Below are 22,322 nucleotides of genomic sequence, written 5' to 3' on the forward strand. Positions count from 1 at the left end.
GAAGTACCGCCATGCAAGAAATCAGCCTGCTTAATTCCGTCATCGGTCCTGTCATGCGCGGGCCGTCCAGTTCGCACTGTGCAGCACCCTATATGATGGCAAAGCTTGTCCGCGAACTTTCGTGCTCGAACGGCGAGGTTCTTGAAAAGGCGGTGGTGCGGTTTGATCCGCGCGGGTCTTTTGCCCCGTGCTACAAGGCGCAAAGCTCGGATGAAAACTTTGCTGCCGGGCTTTACGGGGCCAAGCTGACCGATGCCGATTACCGCGAAATTCTGGGTCGGGTGGAGCGCGGCGAAGGATTTCAATTCGCGGTCGAGGTCACCGAACTTGATAACAACAACCATCCCAACCGGGTGGACATTGAACTGATCCTGCGTGGTCGGGACGGGGATGCACGAACCGATATCTATACCGGTGCCTCGGTTGGTGGCGGGATGTATTACATCGACAGCATGAATGGCGAAGCCCTGTTTATGACCGGTAAAACAGCGACTGTTTTTGTCTGGGGCGGGGGCGCGGTATCTGATGCCGACCAAATTGCAAGCCTTCTTGCAACTGGTGAGAACAGGCTTTTGGGGATGTCGGTCGATCAGAAGCACAACCGCGTCGAGATTTCCCTGCAATCCGTGCCGTCCGCCGACTGTCTGGCCGGGATTGCGGCACGTGATGACGTTCGTGATGTACGGTTCGCCGATGCGTCACAATACCCGGTCTGCGCAATGGATGATCTGTTTTCAACCAGTGACGCGGTGATTGCGGTTGCCGATCAGGACGAAGGCGGATCAATTGCTGATGCGGCCTTGGCCCTTGAGGCCAGGCGTCTTGGCCTTTCGCGTGAGGCAACACGCATTCTGTTCCGTGAACGCTGTGAATTGATGTTGCGTGTCGTGGCCGAGGGATTCGATGCCAAACCCGAAGACAACGTGATGCGGTTCCTGACCTTGCGGGCCCGCAAGGTGCGTGATGCCAATCTGCCAGGTGGTCTTGGCGGACCAGTGCTTCAGGATGCAATTGCCGGTGCGCTTTCGGCGATGGAACGTGATTCAAATCGCGGTCTGGTCTGTGCTGCCCCGACGGCGGGAAGTGCGGGTGTGGTGCCCGGAACGCTTTATGGCTTGATCCGTCACGGCATTGATATCGAAGGGGCGACGGATGCCCTTCAGGTCATGGCTCTGATCGGCGCGGTGTTTGCCGCACGCGGAACCTTTGCCGCAGAATGTGGCGGCTGTTCGGTGGAAACCGGGGCGTCGGCGGCAATGGCGGCTGCCGGTGTCGCGCAGGCCTATGGCGGGTCGGCAAGGCAATGCTTTGATGCGGCAAGCATGTGTCTGATGAATACGCTGGGCCTTGTCTGTGACCCGGTCGGCGGAGATGTTGAAATCCCGTGCCATGCCCGCAATGTTGCAGGTGTTTCGCACGCCTTTTCATCGGCAATGGCGGTTCTTGCCGGGTTTGATGCGGTGCTGGGATATGACGAACTGGTCGATCAGACCGTCAAGATCGGCGCGATGATGCATCCGGATTTGCGCTGTACGGCGCGCGGTGGCTGTGCGGCAACCAAAACCGCGTTGCGCATGGTCGAGGCGGTTACGCAAGGTGCCTAGGGATGTGGCATCTGACTTCGCTTAAAACCGACTGGCATTTATCGCGTTTTGGGTGCGGGTTGGCGCAATCCTTTTCCCTTTGGGTTGTCTGTTTTGGCATAATCGGCGAAATGCGCCAGACCATGCCGAAAACGGGCAGTTTTCCCTTGATAGATGGGCCTGTTCGGGCAGGATAGGGCGACGATAAACAACGAAAATGAGGATTCCTCGTGTTTACCCCCAATCTGCTGACGGCCAATGACAAGGACGGTACCTATCCGGCGTCCTATTATGCGGCCACCGCAAACCCGACCGAAAAATTTGCAAAGCTTGAGGGGGATCAAACCTGCGACATTGTCGTGATCGGCGGGGGCTTTACCGGTTTGTCTTCGGCCCTGCATCTTGCGGAACGCGGATTTGACGTCATCCTGCTTGAAGCACACCGGGTTGGCTGGGGCGCTTCGGGCCGCAATGGTGGTCAGGTCGGATCGGGCCAGCGCCGCGAACAGGACGATCTGGAAAAGATGGTCGGGCGCGCGGATGCCAAGAAACTTTGGGATATTGCCGAACAGTCAAAGGACATCGTCAAGTCGCTGATCGCCAAGCACGACATCAAGTGTGACTGGAAACCGGGCATTCTACATGCCGATCATCGTGCGCGCTTTGTCCCTGAAACTCATGAATATGCCCACAAGCTTCAGACCGAATATGGTTATGACCAGATCCGGGCCGTTGATCGCGATGAGATGCGCGAGATGCTCGGATCCGAGTTTTATCACGGCGGGTCGCTTGATATGGGAGCGGGTCATATTCATCCGCTGAATTTCGCACTCGGGATTGCTGACGCGGCCCGTCGTGCCGGTGCCCGGATATTTGAGGGGGCCTTTGTCACGTCCTACGAAAATCAGGCAGGCAAGGTTACGGTCAAAACGCGGGATGGCGCGGTTGTTCGCGCGAACAAGCTGATCCTTGGCTGTAACGGATATCTGGATGCGCTCGATGACCGGGTGGCCAGGCGCGTCATGCCGATCAACAATTTCATCATCGCTACCGAACCGCTGGGTGATGATCTGGCGCGCGAGCTGATCCGTGATGATGTGGCGGTCGCGGATTCAAAGTTTGTTATCAACTATTACCGCCTAAGTGCCGATAAACGCATGTTGTTTGGCGGCGGGGAGACATATGGCTATACCTTCCCGCGCGATATCAAATCTTTTGTGTCGCCGCATATGCTTGAAGTCTATCCGCAGCTTAAAGACGTGAAGATTGATTATGGCTGGGGTGGGACATTGGCGATTACGATGAACCGCATGCCGTTCTTCCGCAAGATCGACGACAACACTTTCACCGCATCGGGTTATTCCGGACATGGTGTTGCCATGGCGACCCTGGCCGGACAGATCATGGCCGATGCGGTGGCGGGCACCATGGACCGGTTTGATGTGATGTCGAACATCAAAATCCCGGTCTTCCCGGGCGGAAAGTCATTGCGCTTTCCGCTGCTGGTCGCGGCGATGTTGTGGTACTCGATCCGCGACAAGTTGTGATCATCAAGTGTGATCAGGCCGGATCAGGAATTTTGGCCTGATCGGTTTTGGGTGTGCTGTGCTTTGCAATCCCGTCATGAACGCCCGCAGCGATCAGGCGGGATTTTGTTTTCAGCCAGCTTTCCGGATTAAGGGCCAAGGTGGTCGCATCACTTATGGAAATGTCATAGCCGCGATTAAGCGCCCCCTGAATGGTGGCATTGACACAATAATCGCCATCAAGCCCGACAATGATCAGCTTGCCGACATCATGGCGTGCAAGAACCCGATCCAGTTCCGGTTCGTGAAACGCATCGGCCCGTGATTTGACAATATCGTGGTCAATATCGCCATCAATCCGGTCATCAAGAGAAAGCCCGGTCGATGATGCGCTGCCACGGCCTTCGTTCAGCAGCTTGACCAGAAGATTGATATAAAATCCGTCAAATTTCTGGCGAATTGAAATCACCGGGATGTCATTGGCATTCGCGGTTTCAACGAGGTCATTGATCGCGACAAGCGCATTGTGAAGCTTGTCGGCCGGATAGGCGTTCTTTGCAGTGTCGGACGTAAAATCTTCTTGCAGATCAACGATCAAAACGGCGGTGTTCGGGCGCAGCTCGGTTTCAATTGGCGCACCGGTGCTGGCAGTAAGGTGGCGGTGATGTCCGTAAATTGTGTAGGCAATCAGGGCAACAATCAGGATCGGAATGATCAGGAGCGCAGACCACATCGTCACTTTCTCCGTGTTTCTTTGGGGTTCGCGTTCTTGGGTGCAGATGCCCGGTCTGCAAACCAGCGGTTCATGCTTTGTTGAAGCCGATAATGGGTATCTATTTCTTCAACGGTAAAAAGGCCTTCAAGTTCCCGAAGCATATCCATTTCATGACCGCGAATGGCACGGATTGCCGCCTGTCCGCGATCTGTTAGAACATGGAAATGTGCACGTGCATGATCGGGATTGGTTTGTTGTGTCGTCAAGCCAAGCTCTGTCGTTTCGGCGAGCATACGGGCAATGAACTGGCGTTTGAGTTCGAGACGGTCAGTTAATTGCGGGGCGGTCATGGCCCCGCCATCATCCAGAACTTCCAGAACAGCACGCTGGCCGACCGTCACCCCGCTATTGCCGAGTTCCCGTTCCACATAGGCCGCAATATTGCGCAACAGCGGACGGGTCAGTTGAATGGCGTGATAAAGTTTTTCGGTTGATGAGAGTTGATTTGTTTCCATACCCTCAGGAAACAGCAATCAATGATTTTTGTCAACTAAGTTGACATTGTGGATTTGTGAAAAGCGGCGGTGCGTTTAAATGCGCAGTTATGTTTTCAGGCTCTCGATGTCAGAATGTGTTTATTGATCAACCGGTTGTGGTCTGGCCGTCGAGTATTCTGTCGGGTTTTCTGCCCGAAAACCGGGCGGCCGTTATTTCGGATCCCAGCTTGACACCGGATCATAGCGTTCGCCTTTGCCAAGGATCACGCCATTATGGGCAGCGATGCCGATCTCGAAACTTGATGCGATGCGCAGGGCGCGTTCCATGAAATGGCGGGCGGCGGGTTCTTCGCAATATTCCGACAGGGTCTGGGCAAAAAGTTCGAGCCAGCGGTCAAAATGATGACGGGTGATCTTAAGCGACAGGTGTTTTTGCATCGGACGGCCATCATAATTGCCCGTGGCAAGGGCCACCGATGACCAGAACATCACCATGCGATCCAGATGATGATCCCAGTTTTCGACCTTTTCATCAAAGACAGGGCCCAGCATCGCGTCATCGCGGACCTTGGCGTAAAAGCCATGAACGATATTTTTGATCATGTCCTGATCGATCCCGGTATCTTCCTTGATACGACGGGTGGCGATTTCGCGGCGCTCCCTGATTTCGGCAAGGGTCGGTTGGTCTGACATCTGAATGCGGGCTCGTTCCGGGTTGTGATATGATTGCGGCAATAGCCCGAAAGCATATCGCCGCGACATGACATAGGTCAGTTTGGGCTATTACGCAAATCTGTCGCGCAATCCGTAATATCGATAGGCAAGGCTGCGTCCAAGGCGGCGGAACCGAGCAAGCGGGAAGCGGTCTGGCGGGGTGCCAAGAATGGTTCCGATATCGGACGGTTTTCCGGTGCCAAGGATTTGTTTGCCCAACATCTGCCCGGCAAGGCTGCCAAGGGCGACGCCATTGCCATGCCAGCCAAGCCCGGTCCAGACCTCGCGATGGCCCGGTACGCGACCAATATAGGGCCGGAAGGATTGTGACAGACAGGCAAGCCCGTTCCAGTGATGGGTGATGTCAACATCCCGCCATGCCGGGAACATGCGATTGAAATGATGCAAAAGATCCCTTTTGCCAGCATCAAAGGCCGATTGCGTCGCGGTAATGCCGCCCCGACCACCAAACATGAAGCGGTTATCAGGCAATTTGCGGAAATAATGCAAAAGGATGCGACTGTCATAGGCCATCAGATCGCTGGTCCAGCCCTGTTCGGCAAGTTCATCATCGGACAGCGGTCGGGTTACCAGAATTCCGGAAAAGACCGGCATCAAACGCCCGCCAATCCAGTCGGGAAGGTTTTCCGCACTGTAACCGTTGGTCGCGATGACAACCTTTTGTGCCGAAATACGGGTATTTCCGGACCGAAGGTCATAGCCTGTGCCGGTATCTTTCAGGTCTTCGATCATCGCCTGTTCGAATATCCGAACACCTTTGGCAAGGCATTGCTGATGCAGACCGGCAAGGTATTTAAGCGGATGCAGACCGAACCCGGTTTTGACATGCAAACCGCCATAGGTGTCAGCCGCAACAAGGCCGCGTTCATGCAATTGTTCGCGGGTCAGAAATTGACAATCGATATCGGAGAAATGCGCATGTTGCGCATCTTCTTCATGAAGCTCTGCGATGCGGTTTGGTTTATGGGCCAGAACGACTTCACCATCGGAATGACGGTCTGCATCAATGCCCCAGTCATCAAGGCGGGATGCGACAAGGTCGATGGATTGACGTTGAAGCCGCGCATAATGGCGTGTTTCGTCCTCGCCAAAGCGTAAGCCCAGTTCGGCATAGCTAAGCGGGCTGCCACCGATGCAGCAAAATCCGCCATTACGGCCCGAAGCGCCCCAGCCACTGCGCCCGGCATCGAAAACAGCAACCTCGACCCCGTTCTCGGCAAGCTCCAACGCGGTCGAAAGTCCGGTATAGCCACCGCCAATAATCGCAACACCGGTTTTAAACGTGCCTTCAGCGGGAAGCGTTTCACATCGGGGCAAAGGACCGGCACTTGCCGCCCAGTAACTGTCGGGCATGGTTTGGGTCTGATAGGCAAGCGGCTGATAAAGACGTTTGAGCATGTCGCACTCTGTCAGGTAATGGGGCAGGTAATGGGGCCGTCAATGGCGCAGGGATTTGGGCAAGGAACACGGGCGTAAACCGAAAACACCCGGCGATCATGATACCGCCGGGTGTTTGTGTCATTTACTCAATTCAGATCAAGCCGGTTTTTACATTTTGCCGATTTTCCTTGCCGTCTCGTCAAAGGCAGCACGGGCGCGTTTGACCAGCTCGTCGACTTCATCACGTGTGATGCAAAGCGGCGGCGAAAGAACCATGCGATCCCCGCAGGCGCGCATGATCACACCATTGGCCACACAGGCGTCACGGCAAATGGTGCCAACCGTGCCCGGCTTGTCAAAAGCTTTGCGGGTTTTTTTGTCATCAACCAGCGGCATCCCGGCAATCAGGCCAACAGTTTCAACCGCACCGACCAGCGGGTGGTCTTCAAGGGTCTTGAGTGCGTTGGCGAAATACGGGCCGATATCATCCCTGACGCGTTCGACCATTTTTTCGTCGCGCAGGATTCGGATGTTTTCCAGTGCGACTGCGGCACATGCCGGGTGACCAGAATAGGTGAAGCCGTGGGTGAATTCACCACATTCATTGATCAGAACATCGGCAACGCGATCACCAACCATGACGGCCGAAATCGGCAGGTAACCTGACGACATGCCTTTTGCCATCGGCATCAGGTCGGGTTTGATATCAAAGGTATCAGAACCAAACCAGTTCCCGGTACGGCCAAAGCCGCAAATGACTTCATCGGCAATAAGAAGAATGTCGTATTTCTTGCAGATACGCTGAATTTCCGGCCAGTAGGTCGACGGCGGAATGATCACGCCACCCGCACCCTGGATCGGTTCGCCGATAAAGGCACCAACGCGATCTGCGCCAAGTTCCTCGATTTTCTCTTCAAGCTTGCGGGCCGCAATCAGGCCGAATTCCTCGGGCGTGTGATCGCCACCTTCGCCATACCAGTAGGGCTGATCAATATGAACAACATCGGGAAGCATCGGGCCGCCTTGCGCATGCATGCCCGACATGCCGCCAAGCGACGCACCGGCCACGGTCGAACCGTGATAGGCGTTCTTGCGGCTGATGATATAGGTGCGTTCGGCCTTGCCTTTGAGTTTCCAGTACTGGCGCACCATACGAACGACCGTGTCATTGGCTTCCGACCCGGAATTGGCGTAAAATACGTGGTTCAGGCCTTCTGGCGTGATTTCGGCAAGAACTTTGGAAAGCTCGATCGCCGGGGTATTCGCGCACTGGAAGAAGTTGTTATAGTAGGGCAGTTCCTGCATCTGGGCATAGGCCGCATCAGCAAGTTCCTTGCGACCATAGCCGATATTGACGCACCACAGACCCGCCATGCCATCAAGATAGCGTTTGCCAGTGGAATCTTCGATAAAGACGCCCTGGGCACGTGTGATAACCCGGGTGCCACGATTATTCAGGTCCGCCGTATCGGTGAACGGATGAAGGTGGTGTGCCTGGTCAATGTCCTGCCAATAGGCGGTTTTGTCGAAATTATTCATAACGTCTCCTGACAGCGATGCTGGTCTGCTTTTGTGCGATATGTTGAACATCTGCATTTAGTGTTCGTTTTTTTGAACACCTTTGCAAGAGGATTTTTCGACAAATTTTTTCAGTATTCTGTGTTGGTTTTGGCGCTATATGGTCGATGCACCTCATGCCGGGGCAAGAGATGTTTGAGTATCCTGCGTCTTTTTGCACTGCATGATTTGCACGATATATCGAACGAAGGGGCTTGACCGGCGCATTCCGGCACGGCACGATGGCAGACAGGCGCAATTGCTTTAATAATAGGCCTTTTCTGGGAGTATAAGACGATGAACAAGTCGTTCGTCGAAGACAGTAGGGCAGAAGCCCAACGATTCTTTGAAGAAAATCCTGATGTCGAACTTGTTGAGTTGCTCATTCCCGACATTAACGGCGTGTTTCGCGGCAAGCGAATCAGCAAACAAAAGTTTCTTAAAAGTTTTACCGAAGGCGTGACTTTACCCGGTTCGATGTGTCTGGTGGATATCACCGGTGACAACCCGGAAGGTACGGGACTTCTTTGGTCGAGCGGTGACCAGGACAATCTGGCAAAACCGATCCCGGGAACCCTGTGTCTTGTCCCTTATGGTGAATTGCCGCTCGCCCAGGTAATGATGAGCCTGCACAATCTTGACGGCACCCGGTTCTTTGCCGATCCGCGCAACGTTCTTCAGGGCGTTGTTGACCGGATGGCCGCAGACGGTCTGTACCCGACTGTCGCACTTGAACTTGAATTCTATCTTGCCGACCAGAATGAAAAAACCGCCGAACCGCTGCCGCCACAACCGCTTGGCGGCGGGATTGCGTCGGATGGTGTTCAGGTTTACGGCCTGCAACAGATCGAGGATTTTGAAAAAGTCCTTCATGATGCGGTGGCCGAACTCAACCGTCAGGGCATCCCGGCCGATACCATCGTGGCCGAAGCCGGCCCCGGCCAGTTCGAGATAAATCTTGGTCATGTGACTGATCCGATGCTGGCAGCAGATCATGCCATGCAGCTCAAACGCGTGGTCAAGGGCATTGCCTGGGATCATGGGGTCACCGCGACCTTTATGGCCAAGCCATATTCCGATCAGGCCGGTAACGGTCTTCATGTTCACGTATCGTTGCGTGACAAGGACGACAACAATGTATTGTCGCCGGTCGGGGATGAAGAAGTTTCGGACAATCTGCGCTTTGCAATTGGTGGCCTGCAGGAAGCCATGTTTGAAAGCATGGCGATCTTTGCGCCGAACCCGAACTCTTTCCGCCGGTTCCAGAACAAGGCCTATGCGCCGATGTCGCCGAATTGGGGACTTAACAACCGTACTGTTGCACTTCGTATTCCCGCAGGCAGCCCGAAAGCCGCCCGTGTTGAACATCGTGTATCAGGGGCAGATGCCAACCCGTATCTGGTTTTGGCCTGTGTTCTTGCGGGCATGCATCACGGGATCAAAAACCAACTTGATCCGGGTGAGCCGACCGTTGGCAACGGCTATGAACAGCATGGCGGGCGGATTGTTCCGCGCAGCATGATTTCAGCACTCGACCGGTTTGTTGAAGGCGATATCGTCAAGGACTATCTGGGTGAACGGTTTGTCGAAGTCTTCGATATCTGCCGTCGCGCGGAATATGACGAATTCTTTGCCGAAGTTACCCAGCTTGAATATCGCTGGTACCTTGACGCTGTCTGATCGCACATAAACATAAGAAAACGTTCGATAGGGAAACGACGGGAATGTCACAAAAGGTAGGAGATCGGTTGAAGGCCGTGCGCAGCATGTATGGGCTGTCGCAACGTGAGCTGGCACGACGTGCCGGTGTCACCAACAGCACGATTTCAACCATCGAACAAAACCGGGTCAGCCCGTCTGTTGACAGCCTTGCCAAGGTATTGGCAGGCATCCCGATGAGCCTGATTGATTTCTTCACCATTGATCTCGACAATGGTGAAGAAATTTTCTTTAAAAAAGAAGAGCTTGTCGAACTTTCCGACGGGACGATGTCAATGCGTCTTGTCGGCGCATCACGCAAGGATCGTAAATTGCGTGTGCTGCATGAAACCTATCCGGCAGGCGGGGATACCGGCGATAACCTGATCGTCCAGAAGGGCGAGGAAGCCGGTGTTGTCGTTCGCGGCAAACTTGAAGTCACGGTGGGTGAAAGGGTCAAGGTTCTTGGTCCCGGTGATGCCTATTACTTCAATGCCGAAATACCGCACCGTTTCCGCAATGTCGGGGACGGGGAATGCGAAATCGTCAGTGCTGCGACACCGCCGTCATATTGATCACATGATCACATGATCAAATGATTATCCGGGCAGAATGCCCGACCAGATTACCGAAATTGAACAAGGCCCCATAAGCGCCATCCGTCAGGAGACTTCCGATGACCAATCCGTTGAATTTTGAACAACTGACCGCACAGGCTGCCGCCCTTGATATCCGCAACAAGGCGTTCATCAACGGTGCCTATGTCGATGCGGCATCGGGCAAAACCTTTGACTGTATCAGCCCGCGTGACGGGTCGGTGCTGACCAAGGTTGCCGAATGCGATGTCGAGGACGTCAATCGTGCCGTGGCATCGGCCCGTGCCGTGTTTGAAAAAGGCAGCTGGTCCGAAGCTGCCCCGGTCAAGCGCAAGGCGATCCTGCTTCATTTTGCAGATCTTCTGGAAAAGAATGCGGCCGAGCTGGCCTTGCTTGAAAGCCTTGATATGGGCAAGCCGATCACGCTTGCCGCACGCGATGACATTCCGCTGTCTTACAAATGCATTCGCTGGTACGCCGAGGCGATTGACAAGATCTATGACGAAATCTCGCCGTCCGGCACCAACGAGATCGGCATGATCACCCGCGAACCGCTTGGCGTTATTGCTGCTGTGGTACCGTGGAACTTCCCGCTGATGATGGCTGTCTGGAAACTGGGCCCGGCATTGGCGATGGGGAACTCGATCATCCTCAAGCCAGCCGAACAGTCGCCCCTGACAGCTCTTCGCGTTGCGGAAATCGCGGTTGAGGCAGGTATCCCCGAAGGTGTCCTGAACGTTGTTCCGGGCTTTGGCCCGACGGCGGGCAAGGCGCTTGGCCTTCATGAAGATGTGGATTGCGTGACCTTTACCGGTTCGGGCGAGGTCGGCAAGCTGTTCTTGCAGTATTCCGGTCAGTCCAACATGAAGCGTGTCTGGCTTGAATGCGGTGGCAAAAGCCCGAACATTGTCCTGGCTGATTGCCCGGATATGGATGCAGCTGCGGCGGCCGCTGCTGGTGGCATCTTCTATAATCAGGGTGAAGTTTGCACGGCCGGTTCGCGCTTGATCGTTGAAGAAACCATCAAGGACGAATTCATCGAAAAGGTCATCGCAGCAGGTGCAAAAATGCAGCCGGGAGATCCGCTTGACCCGAAAAGCCAGATGGGCGCAATCGTTGATGAAAGCCAGATGAACCGTGTTCTGGGTTACATAGAAAAGGGCTCTGCCGAAGGCGGCGTTCTGCGCACCGGCGGCAAGCGTGTCCGTACCGAATCTGGTGGCTATTATGTCGAGCCGACCGTGTTTGACGGTATCAAAAACGACATGACGATTGCCAAGGAAGAAATCTTTGGCCCGGTTCTGTCGGTTATTTCGGTCAAAGACTGGAAAGAGGCTGTTCAGACCGCAAATGATACGCCATATGGTCTGGCAGCAGCAGTCTGGACGCGCGACATCAACAAGGCACATATGACCGCAAAGAAACTGCGTTCCGGTCTTGTCTGGGTCAATTGCTGGGACGGTGGATCAATCACCATGCCGTTTGGTGGTTACAAACAGTCTGGCACCGGTCGCGACCGTTCGCTGCATGCGCTTGATAAATATTGTGAAATCAAGTCGACCTGGATTGCACTGGGCGACGCGTAAGGTTCTCCGTCGACCCCTGAAGGGCAGGCGGTCCGGAGAACGATACCGGGAAGTGAGAAGGACAAGTTAAATGAGCAGCACCGGGGTCATTGACACCAAGGGCGGTGATAACGCCTTTACTGCAAAATCCGTGCATCAGAACACCAGCGAACCGATGTATTCCGGTGCGCTGTCATTCATGCGCCGCCGTTATTCGCGCGACCTGAATGGCATTGATGTTGCTGTAACAGGCATCCCCTATGATCTGGCGACCTCAAGCCGTCCGGGCACGCGTCTTGGCCCGCAAGGCGTGCGTCGTGCATCGACCAACCTTGCATGGGCACCGCATTTCCCGTCCGGTCGCGATATCTTTGCCGAACTCGCCGTCATTGATTACGGCGATATGGTGATTGATCCGGGGCACCCGGAAAAACTGCCCGACATGATCGAGGATCATGCGCGCGATATCGTGCAGTCGGGCGCCAAGATGCTGACGATTGGGGGCGATCACTTCATCACCTATCCGATCCTCAAGGCCCATGCCGAAAAATATGGTGATGGCATTTCCCTGATTCAGTTCGATGCCCATTCCGATACCTGGGAAGATGATGGCGACCGCATCGATCATGGCACCATGTTCTGGCATGCGGCGAAAAAGGGCATCGTCAATCCGTCGAAATCCATTCAGGTCGGTATCCGAACCCACAATGAATCGACGCACGGCTATAACATCATCTATGGACCGGAAGTTCAGTCGATGTCGATTGACGCCATTGTCGAGCAGATCAAAGCCACGGTTGGCAACAACCCGGCCTATATCACCTTTGACATTGATGGCCTTGATCCGTGCTATGCACCGGGGACTGGAACGCCTGTTCTGGGCGGCCTTACCAGCCATCAGGCGGTGTCGATCCTGCGCGGTCTTGCCGGTCATGTGAACCTGATCGGCAGTGACGTGGTTGAAGTTTCCCCGCCATTTGATGTCTCGGACATCACGTCTCTGGCCGGGGCAACCATGGCGTGGGAAATGCTGAACATTCATGCGGTAAATCGCGCGAAATAACGGTTCTGATCATAAGGACAAGGCGACGCAAATCGTGGTGTCGCTTTGGAAAAATTCAGGGGCTGGCACTTTTAACGGGTGTCGGCCCTTGTTTTTTCATTTTCTTGTGCTCTGATAGGGCCGAATAAGAAATGAAATATGACAGGAAACGAAAATGAAGCCGATTGCGATTACCCGTTTGACCATCTGTGGCATTGATGAATTACCAACCCACCGTAATCACGGGGTTTCCCACGTCCTGTCCGTGCTTGATCCCGACCGTGAAGACCCGACCATCTTTGGCGATTTCGACCCGCATGAACGCACCATTTTACGCTTCCATGACGTGATTGACGACAAGGAAGGCCGCCCGGCACCGACGCGTGCGGATGTCGAAGCCATTCTCGCCTTTGGCGAAGAACTGAAAGCCAGTCATCAGGACCGCCGGGATGGTCACTTGCTGGTGCATTGTCATATGGGTGTGTCGCGCTCAACCGCAGCCATGATTGCCCTGATGGCACAGGTCGAACCCGACCGGGATGAAGACAGCATATTCACCACCATTCGCGAGATGCGGCCGATCGCATGGCCAAATTCGGTGATGATTGCCTTTGCCGACGAAATGCTGGGTCGTGAAGGGCGCCTTACCGCGGCCCTTCAGCGTCACTATGCCATTCAGCTTGAACGGGATGACATGTTTGAACGTTGGATGACCGAGCTGGAACGTGTGCGCGAAATCGAATTCGGTCGGGCACTGTCCAAACAAAAGGCATCGGTTTAAGGACGCGATGCTGATCGGCCAGATTTTAATTTGCACGCCAAATTGAATCGATTTAAAAAGCCTTCGGTCCCACAGATCGCAACATTGAATTTGATAACGGGCCTGCGTGAATGCGCAGGCAATCCGAACGGAGAAACGTCATGACAGCCAAAGCTGTTTGTCTTGGGGAACTGCTGATTGATTTTGTTCCGACTGTGACCGGTACCGGCCTTGCCGATGCGCCTGCCTTTGCCAAGGCCGCAGGGGGCGCACCGGGAAATGCGGCTGTGGGATTGAAGCGTCTGGGGATTGATACCGGATTTATCGGCAAGCTTGGCGATGATGCCTTTGGGCATTTCCTTGTGGATACGCTTAAGGCCGATGATGTTGATACATCGGGCATTGTCCTGACAAAGGAAGCGCTTACCGGGCTTGCATTCGTATCATTGCGTGCTGACGGTGAACGGGAGTTTTCATTTTATCGCAGCCCGTCTGCCGACATGCTGCTGTGTCCGGCCGATCTTGATCAGGACATGCTGACATCCACCGATCTGTTCCATTACGGAACCCTTTGCATGATCGATGATGATCCGCGTGCCGCCACCCTTGAAGCCATCCGCATTGCGCGTGAAAACGGTGCGATCATTTCGTGTGATCCGAACCTTCGCCTGCCATTGTGGCCGAGCGAGCAAAAGGCGCGCGAAATCCTGCGTCTTGCCATCAGTCAGGCTGATGTCGTCAAGATGTCGGACGAGGAAATCATCTTTGTGTCGGGCAAGGAAGACCTTGAAGACGGCATCAAGGACCTTTGGTGTGATCAGTGGCGTGCCCTGATTGTGACCTATGGCCCTAAGGGATCGCGCTTTATTACCCCGAAATTTGATGGCTTTGTGCCGTCCTTTGAAGTGACGGCGGTTGATGCCACCGGGGCTGGCGACGGCTGCACGGCGGGTTTCCTGTCGCGGTTGCTTAAGGACCCGGAACTTCTGAACTCGGAAGAAAAACTGATCTCGGCATGCCGTTTTGCCAATGCGGTGGGGGCGATCACCGCAACCAAGCGCGGTGCGATTAATGCGCTTCCGACCGAAAAGGAAGTCGAAGACTTTCTTTCAGCGCGTTGAGACGCTAGGAATAGGGATGTCGTGGTGACAGCATAATCTTGCCACGACATTCTGCAAACTGTCCCACACATGGTTTGAACAAGATGCTAGTCTGCGTGATCGCGACGGCACTGTTTTGGTGTGTAACGAGTTGAACAAGCCCGAGGGTGGTGATGTCCGCTGATAAACTGACTGCAAGCTGGGAAGAACTGGATCAACTGGGTGCTGAGGTTTCCGGGAAACTGAACCTGCGCCGCGCATTTGCTGATGATCCGGCACGGTTTGAACGCTATGGCGCGGCCCTGAATGACCTGTTTGTCGACTATTCCAAAAACCTGATCACCGATGACGTGATGGCCGCCCTTGGCCGGTTGGCAAAGGCGGCCAATGTTGAAGAATGGCGCGACCGGATGTTTGCCGGTGACAAGATCAATGTCACCGAAAACCGCGCAGTCCTGCACACCGCCCTTCGTAATCTGGATGGCGGCGCGATTGAGGTTGACGGCGAAGACGTCATGCCAGCCGTCAAGGAAGTGCTGGCAAGGCTTAAGGCATTTGCGGCACGCGTGCATTCCGGCGCATGGAAAGGCCATACCGGCAAGAAAATCACCGATGTCGTCAATATCGGGATTGGTGGTTCCGATCTTGGCCCGGTGATGGTCAACGAGGCCCTGCGCCCGTTCCATATTGATGGCATTCGCTGCCACTTCGTTTCGAACGTTGATGGCGCGCACATTGTTGATACGCTCAAAGACCTGAACGCGGAAACCACACTTTTCATCATTGCATCAAAGACCTTCACGACGGACGAGACGCTCACCAATGCCTATTCGGCCCGTGACTGGCTGATCAAGGTACTTGGTGATGAAAGTGCCGTTGCCAAGCATTTCGTCGCGGTTTCAACCGCCCTTGATAAGGTTGCGGCATTTGGCATTGATACCGACAATGCGTTTGGCTTCTGGGATTGGGTCGGCGGGCGCTACAGCCTGTGGTCGGCGATTGGTTTGCCGATCATTCTCGCGGTCGGCTATGACAAGTTCGAAGAACTGCTGCGCGGTGCGCAGTCGATGGATAACCATTTCAAAACGGCACCGGTTGAAACCAATATTCCGATGATCCTTGCCCTGATCGGGGTGTGGTATCGCAATGTTCTGGGCGCATCCAGCCAGGCAATCCTGCCTTATGATCAGCATCTTTCTCGCTTGCCAGCCTATTTGCAGCAGGCGGATATGGAAAGTAACGGCAAGTCGGTGACCCGTGATGGCAAGGCGATTGCCTATGAAACCGGGCCGATCATCTGGGGTGAACCGGGTACGAACGGGCAGCATGCATTCTATCAACTGATCCATCAGGGCACCGAACTGATCCCGGTTGATTTCATTGTTGCGGCCAATGCGCTGCATCCGCTGGCCAACCATCACGACAAGCTGGTATCGAACTGCCTTGCGCAGGCCGAGGCGCTTATGCGTGGCAAGACCGAGGAAGAAGTGCGTGCCGAGCTTGCCGGTAGCGATCTTTCACCCGCCGAGATTGATGTTCTGGCCCCGCAAAAGGTCTTTGCCGGGAACAAGCCGAGCACCATGATCCTCTATAAACAGCTTGATCCGTTCACCCTTGGACGACTGGTTGCGATGTATGAACATAAAATCTTTGTTCAGGGCATCATCTGGAACGTCAATTCCTATGACCAGTGGGGGGTTGAGCTTGGCAAACAGCTTGCCAAGGAACTGCTTCCGATGGTCGAGGGCAGGGAAGACGCCGGATCGCGGGATGCTTCGACCGCAGGCCTGATTAAACGACTGCATGGTCTGCGCGGCTAGGCTCTAGTCTTCAATGACGGGAATGAGACGCAAACGATAAGCACCAGAAGGGCGGTTTTGGCCATGGCTGACACCGCCCTTGTTATATTCAAGAAGGCCTTCGGCACAAAGCTGTTCGGCAACCTGATGAACACGTGGCATCAGATCACGCCAATAGCTTCCAAATGTCATGGCAACTTCAGACGGACAGAAGGTACTTTCCGCACCGGCGTTCGGTTGCCAGACTGACAAGTCGCTGGCGCAAGATGGCGTAGGTCGGAAGATCTTCGTCAGTTTGATCAAGCATCATGACAGGCTGCATTGTTTGTCCCGAGATGTGGGCATATTCCGGTTCTGTCGGCAGCGATCAGAGCAATAGCGCACCTCGTCCCAGCAATCCTTCCACTTGCGCCGCCATGAAAACGGACGGCTACAGGTGACACAGATTTTCTCGGGCAGATGTGATTTTCCGTGAAATTTGCCATTGGCGTTACGCGGCATGATTTTTCACCCGATATCGCAAGATCAGCCGATCAGGGTTTCGATCATGGCATGTGCGGCGGACTGGCCGCTGCGCCATGCTGCTTCGACCCGTGCGCCAAGGCACCAGTCGCCCGCTGCAATGACGCGCCCATTCATACCGTTCAGATGGCTTGATCCTAACGGTGTTTCGGTGCGCGCATAGCGCCAGCGATGGGCCTGAACACTGTGCAGATCAGGCAGTTTCACCCCGCTGACGTCACGAAGGGCGCCAAGAAGCTTTTCGATTACACGTTCCTGGTCATCTTCAAGGTGGTCACGCGACCAATTTGGTGAGGCATGCAAAACCCAGGGATCAGGACATCGACGATGAAACAGATCATCCGACGGGTTGCTGCGGGCGGCCCAGCTGATCGCGGGGGACGGATGAAGCATTGCGTCAAAAGCGGTGGGAAGTGGCGTTTCAAACGCCGCCATCACCGCCCAGCATGGTGCCATGACAACATCACCAATCGGATCATAGCGTTGTGACAATGGTTGCAACAATTGGGCGGTTTGCGGGGCAGGGGCGGTAACGATCACGCCGTCAAACGGACCGAATTTCCCATCCAGATCATCATGAAGGGCAAAGCTGCGTGTGTCGAGCTGTTCGATCCGGGTGATCTGGTGCTGTTTGAGAATTTCAAAGGGTTCGACCAGCGGGCCGATCAGCTTGTTCATCTGCGGTGCGCCCTGATACCAGTGATCAAGGGCAAGGTTGCCAAGCTGCTGCGGGCTGGTTTCCTGTCCATGATGAAGGTTCGGTTTCCAGTTTTGTGCAGCGTTGAATGATTTTGCCTGTTCAATATAGGCCGCAAAACCGGGATGGCGGGCCGTGACATATTGTGCACCATGATTGAAATGACCGAACTCGGTCCGGCGTGATGCCAGCCGTCCACCAAGGCCCCGGCTTTTTTCAAACACCGTCACGTTCATACCGGTTTTGTGCAGCGTGCTGGCAGCCTTGAGCCCGGCCATGCCTGCACCGATGATGGCGATCCTGATCGAAGTCATGTGGCGATCCCGAAAAGTTGGTTCTGCGATAATTCAAAGGCTTGTCTTCTGATACGGATCGAAAACGCGTTTGGAGCAGTCTGTGCCACAAGATATTTATGAAACTGTCACCGCCTGGTCATTAAACGGTTACAACAAATCAGCAGGTTGTCAGCTTTGACGAACCATTTACCAAGGGGGGAATTATGCGTTCATCACTGTTGGCAACTGCTGCCGTTTCCGTGCTTCTGAGTGCCTGTGCTGGTACCGCTGAAAATCATTCAATGATGGCAAATACGGTTGCCAATGCAGGTGCGCATCCGTTGACAATCGTGCCGATGGGTGAATATCGCACCGGTATGCTTGATGAAAGCGCGGCTGAAATTCCGGCATTTGACCCGGTGTCAAAGCGCATCTTTGTGGTGAATGGTGCCGACAAAACCGTTGATATCCTTGATATGTCAAACCCCGACAAGCTTGTGAAGCTTGGAGCGTTGGAGCTTGCAACCTGGGGCAAGGCCGCCAACAGTGTGGCGGTTAAAAACGGTGTTGTGGCCGTTGCCGTTGAAAACACCGACAAGCAGGCCCCAGGGCAGGCCGTGTTTTTTGACTCTGATGGCAATTTCATCTCGGCTGTGACCGTCGGCGCGCTTCCCGACATGATCAAGTTTTCACCGGACGGGAAATATGTTCTTGTCGCCAACGAGGGTGAACCGAACGAGGCTTTCACCAATGATCCGGAAGGCAGCGTTTCCATCATCCCGATCGCGGGTGGTGTCGAAGGTCTTTCGGATGCGGATGTTCGGACGGTTGATTTCAAATTCCTCAATGACGGCGAACTGCCCTATGGCATGCGCATGTCCAACCCGGGAACCTCAAGCGTCGCGCAGGATGTCGAGCCGGAATATATAGCCGTGACCAACGACAGCAAGACCGCCTATGTTTCGCTTCAGGAAAACAATGCGGTTGCGATCATCGATATCGAAACGGCAACGGTCACCCGTGTTGCCGGTCTTGGTTTCAAGGATCATTCGGTTCATGCCTTTGATGCCAGCGACAAGGACGGCAAGATCAATATTCGCACCTGGCCGGTAATGGGCATGTATATGCCTGATACCATTGATGCGATTGAAATCGGAGGCAAGGAATGGGTCCTGATCGCCAACGAGGGTGATTCACGTGACTATGACGGTTACAGCGAAGAAACCCGTGTCGGCAAACTAACCCTTGATCCGGTCAGGTTCCCGACGGCAAGCACCCTGCAGAAAGACGAAAATCTTGGTCGCCTGAAAACGACGACTGCACAGGGTGATATTGATGGCGACGGTGATGTCGATGTTATCTACAGCTATGGCGCACGGTCATTCTCGGTTCTGAATGCAGATGGCGAGATGGTCTTTGACAGCGGTGATGCGTTTGAACAGCTGCTGGCATCGAAATATGCCAATGTCTTTAACGCGTCGGATACCGAAAATTACAGCCGTGACAACCGTTCCGATGACAAGGGCCCCGAGCCCGAAGGCATCGCCGCAGGTTACGTCAACGGCACGCCATACGCGTTTATCGGTCTGGAACGTCAGGGCGGCTTCATGGTCTATGACCTGACCAATCCGGCCAACCCGCAATTTGTCACCTATCACAGTGATCGTCGTTTCTCGGGCAGCCCGGAGGCTGATACCGCAGGTGAACTTGCCCCTGAAGGCATGCAATTCATCGATGCCAAGGACAGCCCGACTGGCAATGCGATGCTGGTTGTTGCATCTGAAGTTTCGGGCAGTACCAAGGTCTATGATCTGAAATAAATGCCGATCGCAGCGACTGGATTGACATTGGAGAAGCCGGGTTTTGCCCGGCTTTTTCTTTTATGACCAAGTCATGGTAAAATGTTTCAATCCGAAGGCAATATGGACTAAACTCCGCGCACGGTCAGGAACATGATCGACTGATAAATAGGGGAGTTCGGGACTCTGACTACGCGACGTGAACCTCATATTCTGGTTGTCGATGATGATCAGGAAATCCAGAAGCTTTTGAAGAAATTCCTGCTGCAGCACGGTTTTCGCATCACGACCGTTTCGGACGGTAATGAAATGCATCGTGCCTTGCGCGACTGGAAGATCGATCTTGTCATTCTTGATATCATGCTTCCGGGCGAGGACGGATTTGCGCTATGCCGCGATGTAAGGCGGACATCCAAAGTCCCGATTGTCATGTTGACCGCAGTTGGCGAGGATACCGACCGTATCCTTGGGCTTGAACTGGGGGCGGATGATTATCTGACCAAACCGTTCAATCCGCGTGAATTGCTCGCACGTATTCGTGCGGTTTTCAGGCGGTTTGAAACCGGTGCAGTGGGGCCGACCGACAATGAAGTTGCCCCGACCAAGAAGATCATTTTTGGCGAATGGACGCTTGATATCGGATCACGCGAATTGCGTGATGCCGACAATGTCGCGGTACATCTTTCGACCGGTGAATTTTCGCTGCTTCTGGCTTTGGTCAAAAACAACAAGCGCGCTTTGTCGCGTGAGCAACTGGTTGATATCGTCCGGGGTCAAAGTTCGCTTCCATTTGATCGCAGCATCGATATCCAGATCAGCCGCCTGCGCCGCAAGATCGAAAAGGATGCCAAGAACCCCAAGCTGATCAAAACCGTTCGGGGCATCGGTTATCAGTTCTGCGCTGACACCCAGATGCTTTAGGGCAGCGTAATGGCGGACATGTTCGCAGAGTTCAGCAATTATCTCAGGCGCTACAAGCCCCGCACATTGGGCGGGCGCATCTTTTTGCTGATGATGCTGGGCGGTGTGATCATCGCAGCCTTGAGTGCGCTGGCATCCTATTACGTTATTGAACGTGATGAACGGATCGGGCGGGCCTATACATTGGGCTTTACCATTCGCGAACTGGTCCGTATTGCCGATAATCCGGAATTCGAACCCAATATCGTCGATATCGCTGCGCGCGACGGGATGGCATTGCGTATTTTGCCCGCCGACGATATCGGAACGCTTTTGCTGTTTTCGCGACCAGCACAGCATATTGCCATGCCCGTGCGCCTTGCCAATACCGGATGGCCGACATCGGTAAAGGTCCATTTCATGCGCGGACGGCTAAGCTCCGAGCAAAGGGCAACCATCGAGGCAACCGAAAACCCCAGCCTGTTCTTTGCCGAACTGTCGCGTGAAATTGCCCGTCTTGGCCTTGTCGCCCAGATCGAGATCATGATGCCAACAGGGAAGCGTATTCTGGTCAGTCATGATGAATTGTGGGCCAACTATTCATCGCCATCGCTTGTGTTTTTGATGTTCCTGTTGGGGGTTGTTGCGGTTCTGGCGGTTTTTGCAGCCCTTGCCGATCTGTTGGCAGGACCGTTCAAAAATCTGACTGCCGCAATCATTGCCCATGGTGACGAGGTCGATGGTCCACCTGTCGAGGAACGCGGTCCGACCGAAGCCCGATCCATGGCAGCCGCCTATAATGATCTGCGCGAACGTATTTCGCGCATGCTGGGCGACCGGACCCGCATGCTGGCCGCCATTTCCCATGACTTGCGAACACCAAGCACGCGGTTGCGATTACGGGCCGAGTTCATCGAGAATGATGAATTGCGCGAGACCGTTTTGCGTGACCTTGACGAGATGGACGGGCTTCTGAACGATGCGCTCGATTTTCTGGGTGACTGGATTCAGAAAGAAGAAGAACGCACGGTCGACTTTGTCTCGGTTCTTGAGGCGATTTGTGATGATTATGCCGATCTTGGCCGTCCGGTTTCATTTGACGGGCCGCAACCCTTGCAATTCAGTTCGGTCCATACCGTGTTTGGCGGTGGGGACGAACCCCATTCGTTTGAGGGCAAACGCAGTATCCGGATCACCTGTCGTCCCGGTACATTAAAGCGCGCCTTTACCAACCTGATCGAAAATGCCCTGAAATATGGATATCGGGCAAAGGTCAGTCTGGAAGCCACAGCTGACAATGTTCTGGTGACCATTCGCGACGAGGGACCAGGCATACCGGTAGAGCATCAGGACAAGGTGTTCCTGCCATTCTATCGGGTCGAAGGATCACGCGCGCGCAGTACCGGCGGCAGCGGTCTTGGCCTGTCGATTGTGAAGACCGTGATTGATGCCCATGATGGCAAGATCAGTTTGCGCAACATGCCGGGCAAGGGGCTTGAAGTGATCATTTCCTTGCCGCGTCGGGTGTGAGACCCAAACGAAAACGGCCCGCCAGAAGCGGGCCGTTTTGCATTCA

At 54.4% G+C, this 22,322-nt stretch carries 21 protein-coding genes; 12 read left to right on the forward strand and 9 right to left on the reverse strand.

Annotated features, from left to right (window positions below):
• Window positions 1-11 precede the first annotated feature (11 nt).
• Both TH30_RS06655 and TH30_RS06660 read left to right on the forward strand, forming a co-directional pair.
• On the forward strand, window positions 12-1,604 hold the full coding sequence (locus tag TH30_RS06655) for an L-serine ammonia-lyase, iron-sulfur-dependent, subunit alpha (protein ID WP_114097311.1): 1,593 nt from the start codon (window positions 12-14) through the stop codon (window positions 1,602-1,604).
• Window positions 1,605-1,813: 209 nt separating this feature from the next.
• Window positions 1,814-3,130: an NAD(P)/FAD-dependent oxidoreductase gene (locus TH30_RS06660; protein ID WP_114097312.1), complete on the forward strand. Its 1,317-nt coding sequence runs from the start codon at window positions 1,814-1,816 to the stop codon at window positions 3,128-3,130.
• A gap of 13 nt (window positions 3,131-3,143) precedes the next feature.
• Here TH30_RS06660 and TH30_RS06665 read toward each other — a convergent pair whose 3' ends face one another.
• From TH30_RS06665 to TH30_RS06685, 5 genes are all read right to left on the reverse strand, one after another.
• Complete coding sequence (locus tag TH30_RS06665; RefSeq protein ID WP_114097313.1) at window positions 3,144-3,842, reverse strand: cysteine hydrolase family protein; 699 nt, start codon at window positions 3,840-3,842, stop codon at window positions 3,144-3,146.
• A gap of 2 nt (window positions 3,843-3,844) precedes the next feature.
• A complete protein-coding gene (locus TH30_RS06670; RefSeq protein ID WP_114097314.1) occupies window positions 3,845-4,339 on the reverse strand; it encodes a MarR family winged helix-turn-helix transcriptional regulator in 495 nt (164 codons plus the stop codon).
• A gap of 192 nt (window positions 4,340-4,531) precedes the next feature.
• Window positions 4,532-5,014 (reverse strand): group III truncated hemoglobin, encoded by a 483-nt coding sequence (locus TH30_RS06675; protein WP_114097315.1) that lies wholly within the window; start codon window positions 5,012-5,014, stop codon window positions 4,532-4,534.
• A 90-nt stretch (window positions 5,015-5,104) separates the two neighbouring features.
• The gene (locus tag TH30_RS06680) at window positions 5,105-6,454 is read right to left on the reverse strand and encodes an NAD(P)/FAD-dependent oxidoreductase (RefSeq protein ID WP_114097316.1); all 1,350 of its coding nucleotides are present in this window, start codon (window positions 6,452-6,454) and stop codon (window positions 5,105-5,107) included.
• Between the two features lie 150 nt (window positions 6,455-6,604).
• A complete protein-coding gene (locus tag TH30_RS06685) occupies window positions 6,605-7,975 on the reverse strand; it encodes an aspartate aminotransferase family protein (RefSeq protein ID WP_114097317.1) in 1,371 nt (456 codons plus the stop codon).
• Window positions 7,976-8,290: 315 nt separating this feature from the next.
• Between TH30_RS06685 and TH30_RS06690 the strand changes: the two genes are divergently transcribed.
• The 7 genes from TH30_RS06690 to pgi all read left to right on the forward strand — a co-directional run bounded on the left by TH30_RS06690 (window position 8,291) and on the right by pgi (window position 16,574).
• Window positions 8,291-9,673, forward strand: a complete 1,383-nt coding sequence (locus TH30_RS06690) for a glutamine synthetase family protein (protein WP_114097318.1) — start codon at window positions 8,291-8,293, stop codon at window positions 9,671-9,673.
• 44 nt (window positions 9,674-9,717) lie between these two features.
• Window positions 9,718-10,266: a cupin domain-containing protein gene (locus tag TH30_RS06695; protein ID WP_114097319.1), complete on the forward strand. Its 549-nt coding sequence runs from the start codon at window positions 9,718-9,720 to the stop codon at window positions 10,264-10,266.
• 101 nt (window positions 10,267-10,367) lie between these two features.
• On the forward strand, window positions 10,368-11,873 hold the full coding sequence (locus tag TH30_RS06700; protein ID WP_114097320.1) for an aldehyde dehydrogenase: 1,506 nt from the start codon (window positions 10,368-10,370) through the stop codon (window positions 11,871-11,873).
• Window positions 11,874-11,943: 70 nt separating this feature from the next.
• Window positions 11,944-12,915 (forward strand): agmatinase, encoded by a 972-nt coding sequence (gene speB / locus TH30_RS06705; protein WP_114097321.1) that lies wholly within the window; start codon window positions 11,944-11,946, stop codon window positions 12,913-12,915.
• A gap of 154 nt (window positions 12,916-13,069) precedes the next feature.
• Complete coding sequence (locus tag TH30_RS06710) at window positions 13,070-13,675, forward strand: tyrosine phosphatase family protein (RefSeq protein WP_114097322.1); 606 nt, start codon at window positions 13,070-13,072, stop codon at window positions 13,673-13,675.
• Between the two features lie 140 nt (window positions 13,676-13,815).
• A complete protein-coding gene (locus tag TH30_RS06715) occupies window positions 13,816-14,775 on the forward strand; it encodes a PfkB family carbohydrate kinase (protein WP_114097323.1) in 960 nt (319 codons plus the stop codon).
• Between the two features lie 152 nt (window positions 14,776-14,927).
• A complete protein-coding gene (gene pgi, locus TH30_RS06720) occupies window positions 14,928-16,574 on the forward strand; it encodes a glucose-6-phosphate isomerase (protein WP_114097324.1) in 1,647 nt (548 codons plus the stop codon).
• Window positions 16,575-16,577: 3 nt separating this feature from the next.
• Here pgi and TH30_RS06725 read toward each other — a convergent pair whose 3' ends face one another.
• Genes TH30_RS06725 through TH30_RS06735 form a run of 4 tightly spaced genes read right to left on the reverse strand, consistent with a single transcriptional unit; the run spans window position 16,578 to window position 18,086 of the window.
• Complete coding sequence (locus tag TH30_RS06725; RefSeq protein WP_114097325.1) at window positions 16,578-16,745, reverse strand: DUF3253 domain-containing protein; 168 nt, start codon at window positions 16,743-16,745, stop codon at window positions 16,578-16,580.
• A 7-nt stretch (window positions 16,746-16,752) separates the two neighbouring features.
• Window positions 16,753-16,875, reverse strand: coding sequence for a hypothetical protein (locus TH30_RS22530; RefSeq protein WP_258548649.1), 123 nt, complete (start codon window positions 16,873-16,875; stop codon window positions 16,753-16,755).
• Entirely contained in the window at window positions 16,860-17,054 is a 195-nt protein-coding gene (locus tag TH30_RS06730) for a DUF2256 domain-containing protein (RefSeq protein ID WP_114097326.1), read from the reverse strand. Before TH30_RS06730 ends, TH30_RS22530 begins: the two co-directional genes overlap by 16 nt.
• Window positions 17,055-17,078: 24 nt before the next feature.
• On the reverse strand, window positions 17,079-18,086 hold the full coding sequence (locus TH30_RS06735) for an NAD(P)/FAD-dependent oxidoreductase (protein ID WP_114097327.1): 1,008 nt from the start codon (window positions 18,084-18,086) through the stop codon (window positions 17,079-17,081).
• Window positions 18,087-18,271: 185 nt separating this feature from the next.
• Between TH30_RS06735 and TH30_RS06740 the strand changes: the two genes are divergently transcribed.
• From TH30_RS06740 to TH30_RS06750, 3 genes are all read left to right on the forward strand, one after another.
• Window positions 18,272-19,867, forward strand: coding sequence for a choice-of-anchor I family protein (locus tag TH30_RS06740; RefSeq protein WP_114097328.1), 1,596 nt, complete (start codon window positions 18,272-18,274; stop codon window positions 19,865-19,867).
• Between the two features lie 165 nt (window positions 19,868-20,032).
• Complete coding sequence (locus tag TH30_RS06745; protein ID WP_114097329.1) at window positions 20,033-20,767, forward strand: response regulator; 735 nt, start codon at window positions 20,033-20,035, stop codon at window positions 20,765-20,767.
• A gap of 9 nt (window positions 20,768-20,776) precedes the next feature.
• Complete coding sequence (locus TH30_RS06750) at window positions 20,777-22,276, forward strand: sensor histidine kinase (RefSeq protein ID WP_114097330.1); 1,500 nt, start codon at window positions 20,777-20,779, stop codon at window positions 22,274-22,276.
• Window positions 22,277-22,322 lie beyond the last annotated feature (46 nt).

This window comes from Thalassospira profundimaris (assembly GCF_003326795.1).
Classification (GTDB): Bacteria; Pseudomonadota; Alphaproteobacteria; order Rhodospirillales; family Thalassospiraceae; genus Thalassospira; species Thalassospira profundimaris_C.

Coding starts and splice junctions, on each gene's coding strand:
- TH30_RS06700 (WP_114097320.1), top strand. CDS start 10,368: ATGACCAATCCGTTGAATTTTGAACAACTGACCGCACAGGCTGCCGCC.
- TH30_RS06695 (WP_114097319.1), top strand. CDS start 9,718: ATGTCACAAAAGGTAGGAGATCGGTTGAAGGCCGTGCGCAGCATGTAT.
- TH30_RS06675 (WP_114097315.1), bottom strand. CDS start 5,014: ATGTCAGACCAACCGACCCTTGCCGAAATCAGGGAGCGCCGCGAAATC.
- TH30_RS06735 (WP_114097327.1), bottom strand. CDS start 18,086: ATGACTTCGATCAGGATCGCCATCATCGGTGCAGGCATGGCCGGGCTC.
- TH30_RS06655 (WP_114097311.1), top strand. CDS start 12: ATGCAAGAAATCAGCCTGCTTAATTCCGTCATCGGTCCTGTCATGCGC.
- TH30_RS06690 (WP_114097318.1), top strand. CDS start 8,291: ATGAACAAGTCGTTCGTCGAAGACAGTAGGGCAGAAGCCCAACGATTC.
- TH30_RS06715 (WP_114097323.1), top strand. CDS start 13,816: ATGACAGCCAAAGCTGTTTGTCTTGGGGAACTGCTGATTGATTTTGTT.
- TH30_RS22530 (WP_258548649.1), bottom strand. CDS start 16,875: ATGCAGCCTGTCATGATGCTTGATCAAACTGACGAAGATCTTCCGACC.
- pgi (WP_114097324.1), top strand. CDS start 14,928: ATGTCCGCTGATAAACTGACTGCAAGCTGGGAAGAACTGGATCAACTG.
- TH30_RS06685 (WP_114097317.1), bottom strand. CDS start 7,975: ATGAATAATTTCGACAAAACCGCCTATTGGCAGGACATTGACCAGGCA.
- speB (WP_114097321.1), top strand. CDS start 11,944: ATGAGCAGCACCGGGGTCATTGACACCAAGGGCGGTGATAACGCCTTT.
- TH30_RS06670 (WP_114097314.1), bottom strand. CDS start 4,339: ATGGAAACAAATCAACTCTCATCAACCGAAAAACTTTATCACGCCATT.
- TH30_RS06710 (WP_114097322.1), top strand. CDS start 13,070: ATGAAGCCGATTGCGATTACCCGTTTGACCATCTGTGGCATTGATGAA.
- TH30_RS06740 (WP_114097328.1), top strand. CDS start 18,272: ATGCGTTCATCACTGTTGGCAACTGCTGCCGTTTCCGTGCTTCTGAGT.
- TH30_RS06725 (WP_114097325.1), bottom strand. CDS start 16,745: ATGACATTTGGAAGCTATTGGCGTGATCTGATGCCACGTGTTCATCAG.
- TH30_RS06730 (WP_114097326.1), bottom strand. CDS start 17,054: ATGCCGCGTAACGCCAATGGCAAATTTCACGGAAAATCACATCTGCCC.
- TH30_RS06680 (WP_114097316.1), bottom strand. CDS start 6,454: ATGCTCAAACGTCTTTATCAGCCGCTTGCCTATCAGACCCAAACCATG.
- TH30_RS06750 (WP_114097330.1), top strand. CDS start 20,777: ATGGCGGACATGTTCGCAGAGTTCAGCAATTATCTCAGGCGCTACAAG.
- TH30_RS06665 (WP_114097313.1), bottom strand. CDS start 3,842: ATGTGGTCTGCGCTCCTGATCATTCCGATCCTGATTGTTGCCCTGATT.